The sequence below is a fragment of the Desulfovibrio sp. genome (genome assembly GCF_018379785.1).
GTDB lineage: Bacteria > Desulfobacterota > Desulfovibrionia > Desulfovibrionales > Desulfovibrionaceae > Desulfovibrio.
Window position 1 is genome coordinate 1 of record NZ_JAGZUV010000038.1, and the last position, 21,602, is coordinate 21,602.

The 21,602-nt window shown below is 63.0% G+C and carries 19 protein-coding genes; 8 read left to right on the top strand and 11 right to left on the bottom strand.

Features of this window, described 5'->3' with window-relative positions; genetic code table 11:
- Positions 1–397 precede the first annotated feature (397 nt).
- Genes KH208_RS09305 through KH208_RS09315 form a run of 3 tightly spaced genes read right to left on the bottom strand, consistent with a single transcriptional unit; the run spans position 398 to position 3,432 of the window.
- Entirely contained in the window at positions 398–1,369 is a 972-nt protein-coding gene (locus KH208_RS09305; protein WP_291435712.1) for a polyprenyl synthetase family protein, read from the bottom strand.
- Positions 1,370–1,372: 3 nt separating this feature from the next.
- Positions 1,373–2,113 carry a futalosine hydrolase gene (mqnB, locus tag KH208_RS09310; RefSeq protein WP_291435713.1) on the bottom strand — a complete coding sequence of 247 codons (741 nt, stop codon included), beginning with the start codon at positions 2,111–2,113 and terminating at the stop codon, positions 1,373–1,375.
- 5 nt (positions 2,114–2,118) lie between these two features.
- On the bottom strand, positions 2,119–3,432 hold the full coding sequence (locus KH208_RS09315; RefSeq protein ID WP_291435714.1) for a nucleotide sugar dehydrogenase: 1,314 nt from the start codon (positions 3,430–3,432) through the stop codon (positions 2,119–2,121).
- A 44-nt stretch (positions 3,433–3,476) separates the two neighbouring features.
- On the opposite strand from KH208_RS09315, the gene KH208_RS09320 reads away from it, so the two are divergent.
- Positions 3,477–3,674, top strand: a complete 198-nt coding sequence (locus KH208_RS09320; RefSeq protein ID WP_008683528.1) for a DUF2065 domain-containing protein — start codon at positions 3,477–3,479, stop codon at positions 3,672–3,674.
- 194 nt (positions 3,675–3,868) lie between these two features.
- On the opposite strand, the gene KH208_RS09325 is transcribed toward KH208_RS09320, so the two are convergent.
- From KH208_RS09325 to KH208_RS09335, 3 genes are all read right to left on the bottom strand, one after another.
- Positions 3,869–4,612: a ubiquinone/menaquinone biosynthesis methyltransferase gene (locus tag KH208_RS09325; RefSeq protein WP_291435716.1), complete on the bottom strand. Its 744-nt coding sequence runs from the start codon at positions 4,610–4,612 to the stop codon at positions 3,869–3,871.
- A complete protein-coding gene (locus KH208_RS09330) occupies positions 4,609–4,782 on the bottom strand; it encodes a hypothetical protein (RefSeq protein ID WP_291435718.1) in 174 nt (57 codons plus the stop codon). Before KH208_RS09330 ends, KH208_RS09325 begins: the two co-directional genes overlap by 4 nt.
- A gap of 798 nt (positions 4,783–5,580) precedes the next feature.
- Positions 5,581–6,807: an EAL and HDOD domain-containing protein gene (locus KH208_RS09335; protein WP_291435721.1), complete on the bottom strand. Its 1,227-nt coding sequence runs from the start codon at positions 6,805–6,807 to the stop codon at positions 5,581–5,583.
- Between the two features lie 565 nt (positions 6,808–7,372).
- On the opposite strand from KH208_RS09335, the gene KH208_RS09340 reads away from it, so the two are divergent.
- Both KH208_RS09340 and KH208_RS09345 read left to right on the top strand, forming a co-directional pair.
- A complete protein-coding gene (locus tag KH208_RS09340) occupies positions 7,373–7,942 on the top strand; it encodes a DUF417 family protein (RefSeq protein ID WP_291435723.1) in 570 nt (189 codons plus the stop codon).
- A gap of 13 nt (positions 7,943–7,955) precedes the next feature.
- Positions 7,956–8,471 (top strand): DUF302 domain-containing protein, encoded by a 516-nt coding sequence (locus KH208_RS09345; protein ID WP_291435725.1) that lies wholly within the window; start codon positions 7,956–7,958, stop codon positions 8,469–8,471.
- A 173-nt stretch (positions 8,472–8,644) separates the two neighbouring features.
- Here KH208_RS09345 and KH208_RS09350 read toward each other — a convergent pair whose 3' ends face one another.
- The 5 genes from KH208_RS09350 to KH208_RS09370 form a co-directional block, all read right to left on the bottom strand.
- The gene (locus KH208_RS09350; protein WP_291435726.1) at positions 8,645–9,706 is read right to left on the bottom strand and encodes a tetratricopeptide repeat protein; all 1,062 of its coding nucleotides are present in this window, start codon (positions 9,704–9,706) and stop codon (positions 8,645–8,647) included.
- Positions 9,703–11,457, bottom strand: coding sequence for an LIC12162 family protein (locus KH208_RS09355; protein ID WP_291435727.1), 1,755 nt, complete (start codon positions 11,455–11,457; stop codon positions 9,703–9,705). Before KH208_RS09355 ends, KH208_RS09350 begins: the two co-directional genes overlap by 4 nt.
- The gene (locus KH208_RS09360; protein WP_291435729.1) at positions 11,454–12,515 is read right to left on the bottom strand and encodes an N-acetylneuraminate synthase family protein; all 1,062 of its coding nucleotides are present in this window, start codon (positions 12,513–12,515) and stop codon (positions 11,454–11,456) included. The genes KH208_RS09355 and KH208_RS09360 overlap by 4 nt, the downstream gene beginning before the upstream one ends.
- Positions 12,516–12,644: 129 nt before the next feature.
- Positions 12,645–13,925, bottom strand: coding sequence for a gephyrin-like molybdotransferase Glp (gene glp / locus KH208_RS09365; RefSeq protein WP_291435730.1), 1,281 nt, complete (start codon positions 13,923–13,925; stop codon positions 12,645–12,647).
- 67 nt (positions 13,926–13,992) lie between these two features.
- Positions 13,993–14,808: a MerR family transcriptional regulator gene (locus KH208_RS09370; protein ID WP_291435732.1), complete on the bottom strand. Its 816-nt coding sequence runs from the start codon at positions 14,806–14,808 to the stop codon at positions 13,993–13,995.
- A gap of 153 nt (positions 14,809–14,961) precedes the next feature.
- On the opposite strand from KH208_RS09370, the gene KH208_RS09375 reads away from it, so the two are divergent.
- From KH208_RS09375 to fliD, 5 genes are all read left to right on the top strand, one after another.
- Positions 14,962–15,336 (top strand): hypothetical protein, encoded by a 375-nt coding sequence (locus KH208_RS09375; protein ID WP_291435733.1) that lies wholly within the window; start codon positions 14,962–14,964, stop codon positions 15,334–15,336.
- Entirely contained in the window at positions 15,272–16,126 is an 855-nt protein-coding gene (locus KH208_RS09380; protein ID WP_367114956.1) for an MFS transporter, read from the top strand. The genes KH208_RS09375 and KH208_RS09380 overlap by 65 nt, the downstream gene beginning before the upstream one ends.
- 172 nt (positions 16,127–16,298) lie before the next feature.
- Positions 16,299–17,204 (top strand): DMT family transporter, encoded by a 906-nt coding sequence (locus KH208_RS09385; protein WP_291435736.1) that lies wholly within the window; start codon positions 16,299–16,301, stop codon positions 17,202–17,204.
- 23 nt (positions 17,205–17,227) lie between these two features.
- Positions 17,228–17,857 (top strand): RdgB/HAM1 family non-canonical purine NTP pyrophosphatase, encoded by a 630-nt coding sequence (gene rdgB, locus KH208_RS09390; protein ID WP_291435738.1) that lies wholly within the window; start codon positions 17,228–17,230, stop codon positions 17,855–17,857.
- Positions 17,858–18,140: 283 nt separating this feature from the next.
- Positions 18,141–21,395: a flagellar filament capping protein FliD gene (gene fliD / locus KH208_RS09395; RefSeq protein ID WP_291435740.1), complete on the top strand. Its 3,255-nt coding sequence runs from the start codon at positions 18,141–18,143 to the stop codon at positions 21,393–21,395.
- Positions 21,396–21,602: the final 207 nt, after the last annotated feature.

The window sequence follows — 21,602 nt, forward strand, 5'->3', positions numbered from 1 at the left end:
CCGCAATGCGTTCATATTGTTCTTTGGATATCTTCATAGGGCAAAGTTAACCCATGAAGAACGTTTTGACAATTAGTGTTAACAGGCCCTAGAGCATTTTAACTTTAAAATGCTCTAACGCCGAATACGGTGAGGCGCGCCGCGAAGCGGCGTGGATTTGGGCAAAAATCGCATTTTTGCCCAAATGAACCCTTTGAAACGTGTAGCGTTTCAAAGGTACTCTGCTCTAGAGTACGCTCCGCGCAAAAAAACAGCGTTTCCCTTGACAGCACACAAAAATCTTATTTTTTGGGGATTCTTTCGGCACCAGCCATCCGCCTTCGCTGCGCTGCGGCGGAGCAGAGGTGGCTTCGCTCACAATATCAGCTTGTTATATCAAATAATACGTTGTGGGCGTTTACTTTTTCCTGTCGCGCACATAATCCGCCATCTGGCGCATGAGCTCGCGCTCCGGCCTGTCCGGCAGGGCGTCCAGGGAGGCGCGTGCCGTGGCCAGGTAGGCGTCGGCATCCAGGCGGGTCTGCCGGTCGTGCCCGGCGTCGCGGATGCGTCCGGCAATGGCGGCGGCGTCGTTTTCGGTCATCAGGCCGCAGCCGAAGGCCGCGTCAAAGGCCGCGCGCTCGCCGTCGGCCAGGCCCATGCGGTAGAGGCGCAGGGGCGGGGTGAGCTTGCCCTCGCGCACGTCGCCGCCCGTGGGCTTGCCGGTAAGGCTTTCGGGCGCGAAATCCAGGGCGTCATCCACCATCTGGAAGGCCATGCCCAGATTTTCGCCGTAAGCGGCCGCCGCCTCCACCTGCGCGTCCGTGCCGCCCGCGCGCAGCGCGCCCAGCTGGCAGGAGGCGCGGATCAGCCAGGCGGTTTTGCCGCGCACGATTTCCGCGTATTCCTCGGCGCTGGTGTCCACCCGGCGCTGGGCCGCGATTTCCAGAATCTCACCGGCCGCGGTGCGGCTGGTAGCCTCGGAAAAACAAAGGGAGAGGCGCGGATCGCCGAAGCCCGCCACCAGGGCGTTGGCCTGGGCCAGCAGGGCGTCGCCCGCCAGGATGGTGGGCGTCACTTCGAAAATGGTGTGCGCGGCGGGCTTGCCCCGGCGGCTGGCGGCGTTGTCCAGCACGTCGTCATGCAGCAGTGTGGCCGCGTGCAGCATTTCCATGGTCACGGCCAGATCGTAGATATCCTCGCGCTGATAGCCCAGCAGGCGGGCCGTGAGCACCACCAGCAAGGGACGCAGGCGTTTGCCGCCCGCTTCAAAAATATGCAGGGCCACGGGCCGCACGGGTTCGGGCAGGCCGCGGGCCGCGCGTTCCAGGGCCGCGTTGACGGGCGGCAGTTCCAGGGCGAGGCGTGCTTTGAGAAGGATGTTTGCCATGGCTCACAACAGGTTGAGTGAGGGCAGCGCCGCGCCGAGGGCTTGCAGCGCGCCCGGAAAATCCTTTTCCTCTTTTCTGCGCGGACCCATCTTGTTGGATACGCAGCGGATCTCCACGCAGGGAATCCCGGCTCTGGCGCAGGCATAAGCCACGGCAAAGCCCTCCATGTTTTCCAGCTCCGCGTGATAGCGGTTCCAGAGCTCGCGGGCCCGGTCAAAGCTGGCGCTGACTCCGGCCACGGTCAGCGAGCGGCACCTTGTAAACGCATCCATGCGGCCGGGCTTGAGAGCGAACTCCGGCAGGGCCTCCGGGCCGGACAGGGGCAGGCGGTCATAGACCTCCGCGTCTTCCGCGCCGTTCACGCCGCCGCGCCGCCAGAGCGGAAAGCTGAACGCCCTGGCCGTCACATGCCGCCCGTCGTGCAGGCCGTATTCCGGCCAGATTTCCTCGCGCACCAGGCAGAGCGTGCGCAGGGGCAGCGCGTCCAGATCAAACGCGCCCGCCAGACCCGCGTTGAGCACCGCTGTGACGGGCCGGTTCTCCGCCGCCGCCCGGCCCAGGCAATGGCCCATGGCCAGAGCCGCATTGAGCGGACCCACGCCGGTGACGCAGGCCAACGCCTTTCGGCCTTTGAGGCGCACGGGAATGAGGCGCATTTCCTCCAGAGAGTCCGCTTCGGGAAAGAGCGCCGGGGCCAGGGCGGCCAGCTCCCGGCCCGTGGCCGCGCAGAGCAGCAAACACACCGGCTCTACAGCCTCCAGTAGTCGATGCCCGCCGCGCGCATGGCTGCGGGATCGAAAAAGGCCTTCACGTCCAGCAGCACGGCTTTGTCCGGATCCGCGAAGCGTCGCTTGAGTTCGCCGGGCGTCAGGGCCGTGTACTCCCGGTGGGACACGGCCAGAATCAGGGCGTCCAGATTGCGCAGTTCGTCCAGGGGCGCCAGTTCCTGCCCGTATTCGTGCAGGGCTTCCGCCGGATCGGCCTGGGCGTCGCTGACCAGCACGTCCACGCCGTAATCCCTGAGCTCGCGCACCACATCCACCACGCGGGTATTGCGCAGGTCCGGCACGTTTTCCTTAAAGGTAAAGCCCAGAATGCCCACCCGCGCGCCGCTGACGACCCGTCCGCATTTGATCATCCGCTTGACCGCGCATTCGGCCACGTATTTGCCCATATTGTCGTTGATCCGGCGCCCCGCCAGGATCACTTCCGGATGGAAGCCCAGCTCCTCGGCCTTGAAGGTCAGGTAATAGGGGTCCACGCCGATGCAGTGCCCGCCCACCAGGCCGGGCCGGAAGGGCAGGAAGTTCCATTTGCTGCCTGCCGCTTCCAGCACCTCCAGGGTATCGATGCCCAGGCGCTCGAAAATGACGGCCAATTCGTTCATCAGGGCGATGTTCAGGTCGCGCTGGGTGTTCTCGATGACCTTTGCGGCCTCGGCCACCTTGATGCTGGAGGCGCGGTGGATGCCCGCCCGGACCACCGAGCCGTAGATTTGCGCCAGCAGGTCCGCCGTGGCCTGATCCGAGCCGGAAACGATTTTGGTGATGGTTTCCAGGGTGTGAACCTTGTCGCCGGGATTGATGCGCTCCGGCGAATAGCCCACCGTGAAGTCGCTGCCGAAGCGCAGGCCCGATTCCTTTTCCAGGATGGGCACGCAGATTTCTTCCGTCAGGCCGGGATAGACCGTGGATTCATAGACCACCACGCAACCCTTGGACATATGACGGCCCACGGTGGTGGTGGCCCCCACCACGGGCGTGAGATCCGGGGAGCGGTGGTCGTCGATGGGCGTGGGCACGGCCACGATGATCACGGCGGCCTGCGCCAGATCCGCCGGGTCGCTGGTGTAGCGCGTTGTGGCGGCCCTGAGCCCCTCGTCGCTGACTTCACGGGTGCGGTCGTGGCCCTGGGCCAGCTCCGCGATACGTCCGGCGTTGATGTCGAAACCCAGCACGTCCATATGCCGCGACAGGGCCACGGCCAGGGGCAGGCCCACGTAACCCAGGCCCACCACGGCCAGGGGTTGACGGCGTTCCCGCAGCGCTTCAAATGTGATCATGGTTCTTTCCTTTACAAAAGCCTGATTTTCCGTCACCAGAAAACATGCAGTTTGATCTTGCCCTGTTTCTGCGCGCCCTGGGCTTGGCCTTTGTGCTGGAAGGCCTGTGCTGGGCGCTGTTTCCCGGCGGCATGCGCCGGGCCATGGCCAGTCTGCTGCCCCGCCCGGAGAGCCAGTTGCGTCTGGCCGGCCTGGCGGCGGTGGCGGCGGGGCTGCTGGTCGTTGCACTGGCTTGTCTGTAAAAAACGTCTTTTGTCCCCTGATCTGCGTCAGCGGGCAATCGCCCGCTTCCTTATGAAATTCTCTCTATGGTGAAAATGCCCGGCCTTGGCCGCCGTTACGCGGAAATCTCAAGCGTAACAGGCTCTAAAGAGAACCCCCGGAACCGTTTATAATGATTGTTGACGGTTCCGGACTTGTCTTTTTCCCGGGTTTGTTATCCCTTCTCCCCCACATGCAGGCAGACGATGCCCGAGGTCAGCTTGAGATGCCAGGCGCGGGCGAATCCGGCGCGCAGCATTTCCTCCTCCAGTTTCCGGGCTGTGGGAAAGGCACGGATGGTGTCCGCCAGGTAGCCGTAAGCCGCCGGGTCTTTGGAAAACATCCGGCCCACGCGCGGCAGGATCCGGTTCAGATAAAAATTGTACAGCCCGCCCCAGATCCGTTCCTGGCCGGAACCGAACTCCAGGATGCAGGCCCGGCCGCCGGGCCGCAGCACGCGCAGCATTTCCGCGAATGCGGCCTCACGCGGCAGAATGTTGCGGATGCCGAAAGCCATGGTGATGCAGTCCACCGAGGCGTCCGGCAGGGGCAGCTGCTTGGCGTCAGCGGCCACGGGCAGGATGCGCCGGGCATTTTCGTCTCTGAGCTTGCGGCGGCCCAAAGCCAGCATGGGCGGGCAGAAATCCAGCGCGGGCACCAGGGCCGTGGGGTAGCGGCGGCGCACGGCCAGGGCCACGTCCAGGGTTCCGGCGGCCAGGTCCAGCACCACGCCGCCCTGGCCGAGGCGCACGTTGCGGGCCAGCACCTTGCGCCAGTACTGGTCCACGCCCAGGCTCAGCAGCCGGTTGAGCAGATCGTAAAAACGCGCAATGCGGCCGAACATGCCGGCCACGGCCGCGTCATGGGCGCGGGACTGACCGGAAGCCGGACCGGATGGGGAAGTAGGAGAGGCGCTCACGCCTGCGGCCCGCCGGTTTCATCCGCGCTGTCGCGAATGGCTTCGTAGACCACCCGGTAGACGGCGGGAAATATTTCCGCGAAATTGCCCGGCGAAACCGTGCGCGTTTCAATGAATTTGGCGGTCAGTTCCTTGGCCACCTGCAAGGCTTCCTTGCGATCCTTATCCATGTCTGCCTCAAAAGTCCGTATCCGCCGGGATCAGTGAGCCGCTCCGGCGAAAATAAAAAACCCGTCCCTTGGGGAATGGCCGGATGACCCACAGCGGGTTCGTCGCCTGGACGGGTAAAAGAACGGAAACTCAAGCCCCCGCCCCTTTTGTTCGTCATGAGCGCATTTCAACATTGAAATGCCTTGCCGCCGCATGGGCGGCAGCGATAATTTTATTTTCCCGAAAGGAAGCGACAGCGCCGCAAAACAGGGCAACAGCATATGCGTTCCGCCGGACCTTGGCAAGAGCGCGTGCCGGGCGGAGGCGTGCGGCGGCTCGCCGACGCTCTGCGCTGTCTGGACGGCGGCAGGTCCATCATGCGGGTCACCGCCATGCTGATATGCCTTGTCGTCCTGGGCGCCGGGAGCAGATGGGACGGCGCGCGTGGAGACGGGACGAAATACAGAACATTAGCGGAGTCCTCAAAGGATGCGGGGCATAGGACAATCGTACAGGAAATCAAGGTCGTTTACCGGTCGGCACCAACATATAGCAATGTGTTATCATCAGGGAACGCCTACGTTTATTCAGACGCCTTGTTCAAGGGGGTGCGCGCCGCCGCAGGCGGCATGGCATCCCACCGGGCTCGGTCCTCATCCAAACGCGTTTGTGCTTCCACCGCCCGTGTGTCTTGCGCGGTATAAGCGGCCGTCGGATTTTTGTTTTGCCGCGAAGCAGTTGCGAACAGGCGTGGAGAGGGAACCGAGAGCCGTGACAGGATTCTGCCGGAAGGCGGGTATGCCGACAGCAGGCGGCTGTCAGAGCGTTTCGGCGAAGGTGTGAAAGGTCAAGGCCCGCGACATGGCTGTCCTGTATTTTTTCGCGATCTCACGCAGATCAGAGACGCCCAGAGCCTCAAAGAGCCGCGCCGCTTCGTCTATGCTGCCCGCCTCAAGACAGAGCACGGCTCTGAGCCAGGGATAAAAACCGCCTTCCTGCGAGATAAGCGCCTTTTTCACCGCTTCGTTCAGGGAGGCCCGCTCAAAAAGATTTTCAAAGGACGTGCGGTACATGGCGTCCAGGGTGGAAAAAAGCCCCAGCGCGAAAAGCTGCTCCGCATAGGAGGAGCCGATGGAGTCTGCCATATCGCGCAGGAAATGCGCGCGGAAGATGCACAGTATGGACAATTCCCGTGCGGTGTCGGAAGTGTGGCTCTGATCGGCGATGAGCATGGCCGAAAGCCAGCGGCGCAGCCGGTCCACGCCCATGAGCACGATGGCTTGTTTTATTGAATCTATTTTTTCCCGGAAAGAAAAGGCGACTGAGTTGACAAAATTGAGCAGCCTGAACGCCAGTTGCGGACTACAGGAAAGGAGAGTGAACAGTTCTTTCCGTTCTATCTTGCCTGAGGCCAGATAGTACAATATCCGTAATTTGGTGTGCGCGTCGGGCGTCAGCCTTTTGGCGGAGATCAGCTCGGGACGCTGAAAATAAAAGCCCTGAAGCAGTTCGTACCCGGCATCCCCGGCCCATTCCGCCTCCTGATGGCTTTCCACTTTTTCCGCCAGCATCGTGACGCCGCGCTTGCGCAGGCCTTCCGAGACGCCCGCCAGCCGCCGGGCGGGCGCGCTCTGGAAATCCACCTTCACGATATCCACAAGATCAAGAAACCCTTCCACTCCCCGCTGCCCCCTGTAATCATCCAGGGCCAGGGTGTAACCGAGGGATTTCAGATGCCGCAGAACGGCAATATTCTCCCGCGTACAGGGAACTGTTTCCAGGATTTCGAGAATGCACATGTCCGGCGACAGGGATTCAAGGATCTCGCTGCGCAACAGTTCATCAGGTATGTTTATAAAAACTTTTGTGCGCGCGCCGGAGTGGGCGGAAGCAAACGAAATTCCGTCGACAATGATTTCCGAGGTCGCCTGGCTGCCGTCCTGAATATTGGCGGCGGCCAGATTGGACTGATCCCGAAAGAGCAGTTCATACCCGTATAGCGTGCCGCGTACTGTGAATATGGGTTGTCGTGCAAAAAATAGCATAATAGATGTTTTTTACGAGGAATACGAGGTAAAATTATTTTACGGAGGCAGCATATTTGACAAAGCCTTTCTGTGTCAAATACACGAATTGAGATGACCGACAGAGAATAAATTTTATGAAACCTGTTCACAATAACATATTTTTACTTTTTACGGACAATATGCGGCGCGTATTCGCGTTTTTCTCCCCGTGGAGGCCTGCGCACGCGGTCCGCTTACGACCGGTCAGCCCATCTTTTTTGCCGGGGCAGGCTGACGTTGGAAACATTTTCATGCGATCAGCTCTTCCTGTTGAGGGTTGCGCATCGACCGCCGTTGATTTCCGGAAATACGCCGCATGGCCGACCTGATCAGTAAGCCGACAGGCTGAAATCGTCGCTGCCGCATCGGTTGTCGTGTTCTTTCCCTTGCCAGTTCCGGGCCGCGCGGCGGATGTAGTCCCGCCGCATTTTTTTCTTGACATTTGACGCTATTTTTTAATAAACGATAATTAATAAATGGCGGCACAAGAAAAACCGCTCGGCATCCGGCCCGCCCGCTCACCCCCAAATCGGAGGAAACCCCTATGGCATCCGCCTTTCAACTCATGGCCGACACTGAAACCTTTGCCGTCTCCCTGACCCGCCTGGGACTCATTGTGGTTCTGTTCTGGATCGGCGGCCTGAAAATCGCACCCTATGAGGCGGACGGCATTGTACCCTTTGTGGCTGAGAGTCCCTTCATGAGTTTCCTGATGAACGAACCCTCGGACTATAAGGCGCATATGAATCCCGAAGGCAAGCTGGTGCCGGAAAACCGCCGGTGGCATCTGGAGCACGGCACCTATACGGCTTCGTACATCCTCGGCGCGATCATCGTCAGCTTGGGCATTCTGCTCTGTTTCCAGCCCTGGCTGCCGCAGGTGGCTGCCGTGGGCGGCCTGCTGGTTTTCGGCATGTCCCTGGTCACGCTTTCCTTTCTGATCACCACGCCCCAGGTCTGGGTACCCGACCTGGGCGACGCGGAACACGGTTTCCCCTACCTGAGCGGCAGGGGACGGCTGGTGCTCAAGGATGCCGTCATGATGGGCGCGGCTCTGGTCTGCATGGCCGATTCGGCAAAAAAATATCTGCGCCGCCGCGTCGCGGCCAACTGAGCGGGAGAATGATATGAACAGCTCTGAATTCAAATCCGGCGGCATCGCGTCTTGCCTGGCCCTGTGTTGTCTGCTAGCCCTGTTGTACACAGGCATTGCCTCTGAAACTCAAGCCAAGGACATCCCCATGAATGATATGCAGAATGGTCTGATGCGGAAAAAGGCCCACGGCGATCTGGGCACGGTCTGGAAGCGCCTGCTCGACACGCTCACGGCGGCCAAAGCCCCGGTGTTCGCCATTGTGGACCACAAGGCCAACGCCCAGGGCGCGGGCCTGGACATGACCGGCGCGCGGGTGGTCATTTTCGGCAATCCCGCCGTGGGCACGGCTCTGATGCAGGCCGCCCCGGAAGCGGCTCTGGATCTGCCGTTGAAAATTCTGGTCTGGGAAAGCCCGGACGGCGTCATGCTGAGCTGGAGTGACCCGGCCTGGATTGCCGCCCGCTATGGTGCCGACCCTGATCTGGAAGTGGTGAAGAAGATGCGCGGCCTGCTGGAGAAGCTGACCAATGCCGCCGCCGGCATGTAGAGCGTTTTGATATTGAAAATATCTCAACGCACCGCGAAAGTATCGCAAGACGAATTTACTTCGCCGTTAAGCGATAATTTCAAGCGCAAAATGCTCTAAAGACCTCGCAGAGATATCCAGCGTAAAAGAGGCCGCGATTCCGCGGCCTCTTTTACCGTACTGTCCGGGAAAAATTACTGCGGCCTGGGCTTCTTGCGGGTCTGCTTGGCGGCGGGCGCGGGTTTGGACGCGGTTTCGGGCTTGCCCTGCGCGCGAAGCACGGCCTTGGCGTCCGGGTCGCCGTTCTTGGCGGCCAAACGGTACCAGCGGGTGGCCTCGCTCAGATTGCGGGGCACGCCGGTGCCCTGGTCGTACATCAGGCCGAGGCTGTACTGGGCCGCGGGCTCATTTTGCTCGGCGGCCTTGCGGTACCATTCCACAGCCTTGTTGTAGTCCTGCGGCACGCCCCGGCCCTGCTCGTACATGAAGCCCAGATTGTACTGGGCCTCGGCGTAGCCCCGCTCGGCGGCGCGGTTGTACCACTGCACGGCCTTGACCGGATCCTGGGCGTAGCCGCGCCCCTCGGCATACATATAGGCCAGGTTGTTCTGGGCCTTGACGTTGTCCTGCTCGGCGGCCTTTTCGAACCAGTGCACGGCCTTGGTGTCGCTCTGGTTTTCGCCCTTGCTGTTCAGATAGGTCCAGCCCAGGGAATATTGGGCGTCGGCCAAACCCTGGTTGGCGGCGCGGCTGTACCAGTCGATGGCCGTGTTTTCATCCTTGGGTACGCCCCGGCCGTAAGCGTAAAGATAGCCCAGATTGTACTGGGCCATGGCCAGGCCTTGCTCGGCGGCCTTGCGAAACCAGCGCGCCGCCTCACGGTAATTGCGGCGCACGCCCTGGCCCGAGGCCTGAGCCGTTCCCCAGGCATTCTGGGCGCTGATGTCGCCCTTTTCCGCCGCCTGGCGGAAAAGCTGGGCCGCGCGCTGCTCGCTTTTTTTGACGCCCTTGCCGTCCAGGGTCAGGCGGCCCAGCACATAGAGCGCTTCGGCATTGCCCTTGTCGGCCAGAGGGGTGAGCAGGGACACGGCTTTGCCGTAGTCCGCCTTCTCAATGGCGGCCTGGGCATTGCGCAGGTCGCCCGCCTCGTCGGCCAGAGCCGCGGGTACCAGGGAGGGCAGTCCCGGCGCGGCCGGGGAGCAGAGCAGCCCGGCGGCCAGGAGGAAAAACAGGAAACAGCGGGAAGATAGCTTCATAGTTTCGTCAGGGTTTGGGTCCAGTAGGGATTTTCGCTGCCCTTGACCATCATGGCCTGAAGGGCGCAATAGGTACGGCGCGCGGCCTGCACGGCGGCGCTGCGCCACCAGGAAACCGGGTCTTCCCAGACCTGGTTGACCTTGGCGGCGGCTTCCTCGGCGGTGCCGAACCAGATTCCGGCCCGCGCCAGCACGTCCAGCAGGGCTTCGCTTTCCGGCGTGAGCGGCCAGGCCTCGCGCGTCCAGAACATGACTGTGGGCACATTGGCGGCCAGGGCTTCCAGCATGGTGGTGCCGTGATGGTCCAGGACCAGCAGGCGGCAGGCCAGCATCTGCGGGGTGAGCGGGCCGGTGCTCAAGCGTACGCGGGGAAAGCGCGGCAAGAGCCATGTGGCGTCCTGCAGGGCGCCGGGCACGTCGAAATAGGGGCGGTAAAAGGCGCGGGATTGCAGCGAGCGGCCCAAGGCCTCGAAGAACCACTGCTTGTCCTCGCGGTACTGGATCATCTGGAGCGGCGTGGGATGGGCGTCCAGGCGGTAGCCGTAGGCGGGCATCTCCGTGCCCACAAAGAGCAGATGGCGGCCGTTTTTACCGTGCCAGCGTCCGGCGATGCGCGCGATCTGGGGATAGGGCAGGGGGATGAAATTGCCCCGGCTACCCGCGTGCTCGCTCCAGCCCCAGGTGCCGAAGGCATGTTGGCTGTATTCCACCAGGGCCGTATCGCAGGTGACCCGCACCTGTCCGTAGTTGCCGCCGTGCTGCACGTACATCAGGCGGTTGCCGTGGGCGCGCCAGACGGCCAGGCGTTGGCGGTAGGCCGCGTCCTCATAGGCCGCCACGCTGGCGACGCGCAGGCAGGGCGGGAAGAGGTGCTTCTTGAGCCGTTCCGGGTGGCGTAGCCGCGCCAGGGATTGCGGCAGGGCGGCCAGAAAGAGGGGCAAGGGGTCCAGGGGCAGGTCGGCGCGCGCGCCCGTGGCCCGGCTGCCGTAGGTTTCGGCCAAAGGCTGGGAGCGGTCCGGACCGTCGCTCACATGCACCAGCGAGAGGGAAAAACGCAGGGCCTGCCGGATGCTCATGCCTTTGAGGCGCGGGAAGAGCAGGCGCAGTTGCGTGCGCCGGGCCCACTGCCGCAGACGGCTTTTCAGATCCGCAGGGGCCTCGTCGCCGTAAGCCTCGCTGAGCGGGGGCAGCATTTTCTTTTGCCAGGCCCGGGGCCAATGGGCCTCCAGCAGGCGGGAAAGCAGCCAGTGGTTGAAGGTCTGGCCCAGCGCGCCGTGCAGGGTGAAATCGTGCTCGCCGTGGAAGCTGAAGGTGCAGTTTTCCGGCAGCAGGGGCACGCGCAGGGGCAGATGCCCCCAGGCCTCGGTCATGGCTTTGACCCGCTGCCAGCGTTCCACAATCTGCTTGGCGACGTCGATGGCCCAAGGCGTGAGCAGGGTTTCCCAGTAGGGGGACGGCAGTTCCGCGCTGTGCGGGCAGAGTCGGGCGGCCAGGGCGGGCAGGCTGTCCACGCACAGCGCCTGGGCCTCCTTGGCTGTGCGCTCCAGCACCTTGAGGTCGCGCAACGGTTCCGGAGCGAAGACGAAACGGCCTTCCCAGTCCGGGAAGAAATCCTCCTCACCGGCAAAGCACCATGGCCCGGCGGCCCAGTGGCTTTCCGGCTCGGCTCCGCGCGGCATGGCCCCCAGCACCAGGCTGACGCCGCCGCGCACCGCGCCGGACGCCGTATCCACAGGCGTGAGCGCGCTCATGCCCGGTCCAGATCCGCCCAGGTCAGCACCGTGTCTTCCGGCAGGCCGCGCCGGGCGCGCAGGCCGAGCACTTCGTCATAGTTGCGCGGGGAAATGCCGTGGGCCGGACGCTTCCAGGTCAGGTCCGCCGGAGTCAGCGCCTGACCGGCGGGCACGGCGCGGGCCGTGACCAGGGACCGGCGGGCGTGTTGCCGGGCCGGTTCCTCCGCGGGCAGGGCGCGCACGTCGAGATCGCCCACACTGTCCAGCGTGCGCCGGAGCCGGGCGTGAAAGCGCTTCAGGTCTTCTTTGTCCATGGCGTGGTAATGGTCGTTGCCGGGCAGGGTCTTGTCGTGGCTGAAATGTTTTTCCAGCACGCGCGCGCCCAGCAGAGTGGCCGTTTCGAGGATATGCATGTCCTGCGGCAGGGTATGGTCGGAATAGCCGATGACGTGCTGCGGGAAGTGGCGCTTAAGCGCGGGAATCATGCCCAGAGCCGCGTTTTCGTCGGCCGTGGGATAGTTCAGCACGCAGTGCAGCAGGGCCAGCTTGTTGCCCTTTTCCTCGATCCATTCCACGGCCTCGACGATTTCGTGCAGATGGGCCGCGCCCGTGGAGAGCAGGATGGGCTTGCGGAAATCGCAGAGAATGCGGATGAAGGGCTTGTTGGTGATGTCGGACGAGGAAATCTTGAACACGTCCATGAGATCGTTGAGAAAATGCGCGGATTCCACGTCAAAGGGCGTGGACAGAAAGGCGATGCCCGCCGCGTCGCAGTGCTTCTTGAGGGCTTCGAATTCATTTTTCCAGAAGGAATCATGCCGCTTGAACAGCTCGTACTGGCTTTTGGTGGGTTCTTTGCTGGTGTCCCAGTAGGCGGGCGAATCCTTGGAGGCCAGGGTGGCGGCCTTATACGTCTGGAACTTGATGGCGTCGGCCCCGCCCTCGGCGGCTTCGTCGATGAGGCGGCGGGCGATGTCCATGCTGCCCTCGTGGTTCACGCCCGCCTCGGCTATGACGTAGGGCACGGGGATGCGCTGTTCCGGCGCGGGAATATCGAATATATCTGCAATTTTCATACGGATTTCCTCTCTCTTGCGGATGAAGCGGGTATTATACTCGCTTGGGGCGCAAAAGAAAAGCGCGGGGAGCGAGGGCGAGCCGGCGCCGGGCTCCAAAAGAATCTGTTAACATCTGTTCTGAGCGGGCTACAACAGCAGCACGTCCACCACGCTGCCCTGTTCCAAACCTTCCAGGGCGGCGTCAATGCGTACCAGACCCTGGGCGTCCAGCAGGGTGCGCAACAGGCCGGACAGGCCGGGCACGGGCACGGCCAGGGGCAGGCCGCCGGTGGAATCCGGGTCGGCCGGGGCTTCCAGGCGCACCCGCAGGTAGTCCTCGCGGCCCTGCTTGGAGGCCATGTTGCGCGACAGCACGGCCCGGCGCGCGGGCCAGAGGCTCTGGTCAAAGGCGCGGGCCCGCCCCGCCAGATGGCGCAGAAAGGGCGCGCCCAGCACAAACATGACCACCTGGGCCGACGCCACCTGGCCCGGCAGGCCCCAGACGCATTTTTGCCCCACGCGGGCCAGAATCAGCGGCTTGCCCGGCGAAAGGGCCACGCCGCGGCAGAAAATTTCCGCATCGGGCAGGCGTTCCAGGGCCGCGACGGTAAAATCGCGCGCGCCCACCGAACTGCCGCCCGAGAGCAGCAGCACGTCCACGTCGGCCAGGTGTTCCCGCAGAGCGGCGGCAATGGCTTCCAGGTCGTCGGGCACAATGCCCGGCAGGCGAGGCTCGGCCCCGGCCTCGCGGCAGATGGCCGCCAGGGCGTGGCTGTTCACGTCGCGCACCTGGCCGGGCCGGGGATCGGCGCTGACAGGAATGACCTCGTCGCCGGTGGAAAGGATGCCCACCCTGGGCCGGGCGCGCACGCTCACGCTTCGCGCGCCGCAGGCGGCCAGCAGTCCGATTTCCTGCGGGCGGAGCGGAACGCCGGATCTGAGCGCCGGGCGGCCCTCACGCGCGTCGTCGCCGCGCCGCAGCACATGCGTGCCCGGGGCCACAGGCCGCCGGATTTCCACCAGGGTCTCCCCGTTTTGGCCGTCGGCCAGTTCGGCACTGTGCTCCACCATGACCACGGCATCGGCCCCGTCCGGCAGCGTGCCGCCGGTGACGATGGCCGCGCATTGGCCCGGTTCCAGGCTGAAGTCGGCCGGGCGGTCCACGGCGATGCGGCCCGTGAGGGCCAGGTAGACCGGGTTGCCCTCGGACGCGCCGAAAACGTCCGCCGCCTGCACGGCATAGCCGTCCATGCCGGAGCGGCTGGTCAGGGGCACGTCGTCCCTGGCAATGACGTCCGCCGCCAGCACCCGGCCTTCCAGGCCGCGCGGGTCGGTCAGGGACGCCGTTTCGGAGGGCAGAGGGGCAAAGGCCGCCAGGCGGCGGATCACTTCCGCCACGGGCAGGACCACAAAAAAATTCCGGGACATGGTTCTTCCTCCCACCCGCCCGTGTACAGCATCCCCGGCGGCCCGGCAATACGGGGCCGGCATTGCTTCATTCCAGCCGGACAATGTATTTCGCCACATAGGCCGCGTCCGACCCGGTCAGCAGGTGGCTCATCAAATCATAGCTGTAGGCGTCGCCGCGCATGCGCAGCCCCGCGTCGGCAACAGCCCTGACCATGTGCCCGAAAGCGGCGGCCTGGCTGAACACCTCGCCCTTGTGGAAAAAGGCCGCATAGCGTCCGGCGGGGATTTCCCGTACGTCGCCCGCGTCGCCCGCCTCCGCCCGGGTAAAGAAAAAACAGGGCCGGAATTCTCCTTTTCCGGCCTGTTCCGCCGGGATGATCATGCCGAGCGGGGCGTCCGTGCTGTTGCCGCGCTCCAGATCATGCGCCAGACAGGCGGAGTAGCATTCGACGCTGCCCGCGCCGCTGAGAATTTTTTCCGGGTCCGTGGGCACGGCAATGATCTGTTCCGTCTCCTTTTCCTCAAACAGCAGCCTGTCGAAGTCCGCGTCAATGGTCTCTTCGGTCAGGGCGATGAGCTTGCGCAGCATGGCTTCGCGCCGGGCCAGACGCGCCCGCTCTTTTTCGAGGATTCCGGCGCGCTCGCGGAGCAGCCGCAAATAGGCGCGGGGATCGTGCATTTCCCGGCAGACCCGGATTTCTCCAAGCGTGCTGCCGGTTTCTTTCAACAGGGAGATCATGTCGAAATCGAAAAACTGCTCCAGGCCGTAACGGCGATAGCCGTTGCCCGAGACGTGCCTGGGCTTGAGGATGCCCTCCCGGTCGTAATGGAAGAGCGTTTCCTTGGTTGTATGGCACAAGCGGGCGAATTCCCCGGTTTTCAGAAATTTTTCATTTTTCACGCAATGCTCCTTGACCCTTGTCTTACCCCATAGTTTATAGTGATCCGTTCCAGGAGGGAAGTCCGCGCGCGGAGGGCGCCCGGACCGCATCCTCCGGGCATTTCAGGGCAGATTCCCTTTGAAGGGCGATCTGTTTCAAGGAAGTGACGTATCATGAAATGGTCCGAGTTCAGCACGGCCCGCGCGGCCTGCGCGTATTTCTTCATCTGTCCCGGCCTTGTCTACGGTCTGTTGACCGCGCGCCTGCCCGCGCTCAAAACGCAGACCGGAGCGGACGATGCCCAGATAGGCCTTATCCTGCTCTGCCTCGGCGTGTCCGGTCTGGCCGCGCTTTGCGGCAGCGCCCGGCTCATCGCGCGCTGGGGCAGCCGTGCGGTGCTCCGCCTCGGCTCCCTTGCGCTGCTTTTTTTCTCTTCCGTTCTGCGGGCTGGCCTCCACGCCGCTGTCGCTCGCTTTGGCCTGCGTGCTGGTCGGCTGCGGCACTGGTTTGGCCGATGTCGCCATGAACACGCAGGGGATACAGATTGAGCGGCGTTACCATGCCCCGTGCATGGCGCTCATGCACGCCTCTTACAGCCTCGGCGGCGTCATGGGCTCGCTGGCGGGAGCGCTGTTTGCCGCTCTGGGCTTCAGCCCGCTTGTCAATTTCATCGGCGTGCTCGGGGGCTGCGCCTGCTTCCGGCCGCTGGCCGTGCCCCGTCTCCAGCCGGACGGCACGACGGAGCAAACGGCGCGGAAAAGAGCCTCCCGCGCTTTGCCGTTTTTCGTTGTCGGCTGCGGCCTGCTTGCCATGTGCACTTACGCGGCCGAAGGCTCGGTGGCGGAATGGGGCAGTCTGCTGCTTTTCAGCGTGAAAGGGGCCGATGAACAGACCGCCGCCCTGGTTTACGGGGCCTTTGCCGGAACCACAGTGCTCTGCCGCATTTTCACCGACCGGCTGCGGAGCCGGGCCGGGGATTTCCCCCTGACCTGCGGCGGGGCGCTGCTCGCGGCCTGCGGCATGGCCCTGGCCCTGTTTTCTCCCAGGGCGGGCGTCTGCCTTCTGGGCTATGCCTGCATGGGCGCGGGGCTTTCTCCCATTGTCCCCATTCTGTTCAGCCGCGCCGGGGAATATCCCGGCGTCACTCCCGGCGAGGCCAGCGCGGCCGTCTCCGTGCTGGCCTACGGCGGTCTGCTGTTCTTTCCGCCCATCCTGGGCTGGCTTGCGCACAGGGTCGGGCTGGGCAACGCGCTGCTTGTGGTGCTCGGGCTCTGTTGCTGTCTGGCCCTTGGGACGTTTCTGCTCCGGGGCGGTTCCAGGAGCGTAACGCGGGCATAAGGGCGGCATATGGCGCAAAGCGGGAAGCGGAGCACCGTCGGTCGATGGCGGCTGTGCTCCGCTTCGGCTGTGGCCCGTTTTTGCCTTTGCCCCAGGAATCGGCTATGCTGCCTGACCGCGCGGCGGCTTGTTCCCTTTCATTCCCCCGGCCGCCGTCCGGCAAAGGACGATTATGCAGCAAACCGCTTTGGGCTACGGCAGCGCCCTGCTTGCCACCGTCATCTGGTCCGGCAATTTTGTGGTCGCCAGGGCGCTGGCAACCCTGATACCCCCGTGGCAGTGCAATTTCTGGCGCTGGCTGGTGGCCCTTGTGGTGCTTCTGCCTTTTGCCCGGCGGCATCTGAAGCGGGACTGGCCCGGCATCCGCAGGCATTGGCTGTATCTCTCGCTCATGGCCGTGCTGGGCGTCACCCTGATGAACACCCTGATCTACAAGGCCGGGCAGACCACGGAAAGCCTGAACATGGCCCTGCTGGTGCCCACCGCGCCCATCGTGATCCTGCTCTTTTCGCGCGTCATCTACGGCGAGCCCATTACCCCGCGCCGCCTGGCCGGGATGCTGGTGGTGCTGGCGGGCGTGATCATTCTGGTCAGCCGGGGCGACTGGCAACGCCTGGCCGGACTGCGCATCAACAGCGGCGACTTCTGGGCTCTGGGCGGCGCGTTCTGCTTCGGGCTCTACTCGCTGTTCATGCGCCAGCGCTCCGGCGATGTGTCGCCCCTGGGCTTCAATGTGGCGACCTTCAGTCTGGGTCTGCTCTATTCCCTGCCTTTCACCGTGGCCGAGGCCTGCCTGCTGCCCCTGCCCACGCTTTCCCCGGCCCTGGTCACGGGCATTCTGTACGCCGGGGTGGGCTGTTCCTTTTTCTCGTTCTGGTTCTGGACCCTGGCCGTGGACAGAATCGGCCCGGTGCGCGCGGGCATTGTTTACTACAGCCTGCCGGTCTTCGCGGCCGTGGCCTCGGTGCTGGTGCTGGGCGAAAGCATCGCCCCGGCCCAGGTGGCGGGCGGCGTGCTGGTCATCGGCGGCATCCTGGTTGCCACGCTGGTCATTCCTCATCATCGCAGGCAAGTCTAACGCGTTCCAAAAGGAGCTGACATATGGCGGAAGAAAAACAGCGCATCGTCCTGGCGACCCATAACGCGGGCAAGGTGCGCGAACTGGCCGGGCCCCTGGCCGGGTTCGGCGTGGAAGTCATCGGGCTGGAAGCCTTTCCCCTGATTGAGGACATTGAGGAAACCGGTACGACCTTTGAGGAAAACGCCCTGATCAAGGCCCGCGCCGTGGCCGGGATCACCGGCCTGGTCAGCGTGGCCGACGATTCGGGCCTGATGGTGGAGGCCCTGGACGGCAGGCCCGGCGTCTATTCGGCCCGCTATTCCGACGACTGGCAAAGCCTGTCCGGCGAAAGCCGGGATCAGCGCAACATCCGCAAGCTGCTGCACGAACTGGCCGACGTGCCCGAGAGCCGCCGGGCCTGTTGCTTTGTGAGCTGCATGGCCGCCGTGAAGCCCGGCGGCGGGGAGATGGTGGCGCGCGGCATCTGGGAAGGACGCCTGCTGGCCGCGCCGCGCGGAGAGAACGGCTTCGGCTATGATCCGGTCTTTTTTGATCCCCTGATCAACAAAACCGCGGCCCAGCTTTCCCGGGAGGAAAAAACCGCCCGCAGCCACCGCGGCAACGCCCTGCGGGCCTTGCTGGCGCGCTGGGAAGCGTTCATGGCCGGGTAAGCGGTCCTCCGTCCTTTTTCGAGTGCGGTTTTCGAGCGCCGCGCGGCCGCTGTTTCCGGTGGCCGCGCGGCGCTCGGCGTTCCCGCTCTAAACTTTTTCACGTTCCGGCCGTTAGAAAAGGAGAACGGAAGATCCCGGTGTCCGGTGGCGCGGCAGCGCGCCTGTCCGCACCCGGCAAAAAATTCTTTGCACGCATTTTGCATGAGTTTGTGCGCACCGCTGTTTTTTTGTGGCGGGCCCGCGCCCCGGGCGCGGCAGAGATCTTTCGCAGTGCGAGGCGCATATGGCAATCAGCATTTCCGGCTCCAACGCCATCTCCGGTCTGAGCGGCAACGACACCAATTTCGACAAGGTGCTGGAGCAGCTCAAAAAGATCGAATCGTCGCAGCTGAACCGGCTTGAAGCCTGGAAAAGCGACTGGAATCTGCGCTATGAGGCCTTCGGCAAGATCATCGAGCAGGTGCAGGCCGCCAGCAGCATGCTCTCCGCGCTGAGCGACAAAAACAACTTCGTCACCAAGAACGTCAGCAGCAGCAACGAAAACATCATCACCGCCGTGGCCAATGCCTCGGCCCAGGACGTGCAGCACACCATCAAGGTCAGCCAGATGGCCAGCAACGCCATCTGGGCCAATACCGGTTGTGTGTTCAATTCCAAGACCGACGTCATCAACGACACGGGCGACGTGCAGTACTTCCGCTTCAATTACGCGGGCAAGGACCACAGCATCAAGGTTCCGGCCGGCACCACGCTGGAGTCGTTCGCCAGCATGATCAACAACTCCACGGAAAATCCGGGCATCAAGATCAGCCTGATCCAGACCGGTTCCGGCTATGTCTACCAGGTGGCGGGCAAGGATACCGGCGCGGACAACAACCTGATCATCTACAACAACAATCTGAAGGGCATGGGGGCCTCGGGCACGAACTCTACCTGGCTGACCAACGGCAGCCTGGATACCGGCCGGACCCTCACCGATCCCACGGAATATACCTATGACCTGGTATTGCGGAACGGCGCCAAAAAATCCGTGACCGTCAAGGGCGATGCCAGCGCCGCCGACCTGGTGACGGCTCTCAACGCCGCCGCCGGGGGCATCAATGCCCGGCTGGACACTGACGGCAACCTGCTTATGGACGGCGTCAAGTCCTTCAGCCGCCGCAAGAGTTCGGACGAAGCCTATACGCCGCCCTCCACCTGGGTAGGGGTGGGCAGCGGCAACCTGAATGACGACAAGCTGAATGCCGCCGGCGGCATGGCCGAGGGCAAGGGGGACAATGACCTCCTGACCTTCACCATGACCATGGAAGACGGCGGCACGCGCGAATTCAAGATCAAGGCCGGGGCCAGCAAGCGGGATCTGCTGGTACAGATGGCCCAGGCCACCCAGAGCGGCGACAGCGTGGACATCGGCCTGAACAGCGCCGGCTCCTGGGGCGTGAACTTGAGCGGCGTCACAAATGTGGCGTGCGCCGACCTCACCGACGCCGGCAAGCTGCAGAGCAATCACACGCCCGCCAAGGGCGTCCGGGACGAGTTGGGCGGTACGCTGGACTCCGCCTCCGCCACCCTGACCTTTGCTGCGGGCAAGCTGGGCAAGCGCATTGACGGCAAGGACGACGAAACCCCGCCGCCTCCGGGCTCCGAACTTGTCTTCACCATCACCAAGAAGGACGGCAGCGTCGTTTATGTGGATCAGCTGGCCGACGGCACGCCGCTGACGAGCAACATGACCAACCAGCAGTTGCTGGAGGCCGTTAATGCCGCCTATCCCGGAACGCTCACAACGGGCACCGACGGCAACCAGGTCCTGAAACTGGACGACGTGAAGGATTTCAAACTGACCACCGGCGCCAGCGGAACCGCCGGTTTCACGACCACGTTTGAAGCCAGCACCAAGGTGCCCAAAACGAATACTGCCGGAAATTCCCTGTTCTACACTGACGGCACGGGCACCTACCTGGAAGAGCCGCCGGATCTGGTCTACACCGTCACCACCAACGACGGGAAGACCGGAACCCTGACCCTGACGTCTCCCCAGACCATGAAGGATGTGCTGACAAAACTGAAAGACGGTACGGGTATTGTCTGGAAGGACAAGGACGGCAATTCCACCTCTGCGCCCGCCGACTGGGGCGTGGCCTATACGGACGCTGACGGCAAGGAATATGTGGCTGCCGACGGCACTCCTCTTGGCTTGGATGCTATTGACGGTCCTGTCTACCTCCAGCTCAAGAACGTTCAGAACCTCGAAGGACCGGCCCTGCAGGGCCAGGTAGCCACGTCGGACAACTGGACCATCCAGCGGTCGGCCAACGCCCGCTATACCGTGGACAACTGGCCCATGGAAATGGAGTCGGCCTCCAACAGCGTGAGCGACGTCATTGAGGGCGTGGTCTTCAGCATCCAGAATACGGGCGACGCGCACATCAGCATAAGCACGGACATTACCTCGGTGGAGCAGTCCATCCAGAATTTTCTGGACGCGGTCAACTCGGTGCTGCTGACCGTCCGCGACTATACCTCCTATGACGAGGACAAGGAGGTCACCTCCAACGACCCCGATGATATTAAAAAGGACAACTATAGTCCGTCGGGCCTGACCAACCAGAAAGGCGGCCTGTTGCAGGGCAACTACGGGGTGCAGTTGTTCAAAAGCCGCTTTTCCAGCGTGCTCAGCTCCTCGCCGCCCGGCTTCAAGAGCCGCCAGTCGGCGGACGACATTCTTTCCGGCGACGTCCTGGCCAGCCTCGCCAATCTGGGCATCAAGACCGACACGGATGAAAGCAGCGAGACCTACGGCCTGCTGGTGATCGCCCCCAAGTCCGGCATTGCGGAATTGCAGACGCTGGATAAGGAAAGCTACAATGACATGATCACCAACAACCTGGAAGCCGTGGTGGATTTTTTCTGCGCCAGCGGCACGGGTTCTTCCACCAGCGCCGATTTCCGCTACGGCAGCCATGTCGAGGGCATTACCAAGGCAGGCAATTACGAAGTAAAGTACCATGTGGAGACGGGCAGCGACGGCAAGCCCCAAATCACCAATGTGACCGTCGGCGGCGTGGAGGCCACGCGCGACGAGAGCATGCCGGGCAATTATTTCAGCGTGGCCAAGGGCGACGCGCGCGGCCTGTCCATCCAGATTGACGACCTGAGCCTCGGCGATCATCCTCCGGCCGGCGAAGAGCCCATGTACGTACGCATCAAGCAGGGCCTGACGCAGACGGTAAACAGTTTTTTCAAGGACGAACTGAGTTTCACGGCCGTGAATATCACGAGCAATATGACGCAGTCTGAAATAGACGACGCCATTGCCCTGAAGTCCAAGAACGGCGCCCTGATGTCTTTGCGGGACAACTACAAGAGCATCATGGAGAATATCGACAAGAAGATCGAGCGTGAGCAGTATCGCCTGGAAACCTGGGAGGCGCGGCAGAAGACGATTTTCGCCAACCTGGAAACCCTGCTCAAGAATTACAGCGAGCAGCAGAAAACCCTGGAATCGCAGCTCAAGCAGTTGAGCGGCAACGACTAGGGCCTGTTAACGCTATGCCTTTTTGCCCTCCTGCCGCGTCAGATTTCACCTGCTTTTTCGGTCGAGTACCAGAAGAGTACACTCCCTCAAAACAGGTTTATCTTTCTTGCAGGCGAACAAAAATTCTATAGTGTTAACAGACCCTAAAGCGGGTCAATTTTAAAAAGTTACCCGCACTGAACAGTGCTTTCCGTTCCGGCACGGCGG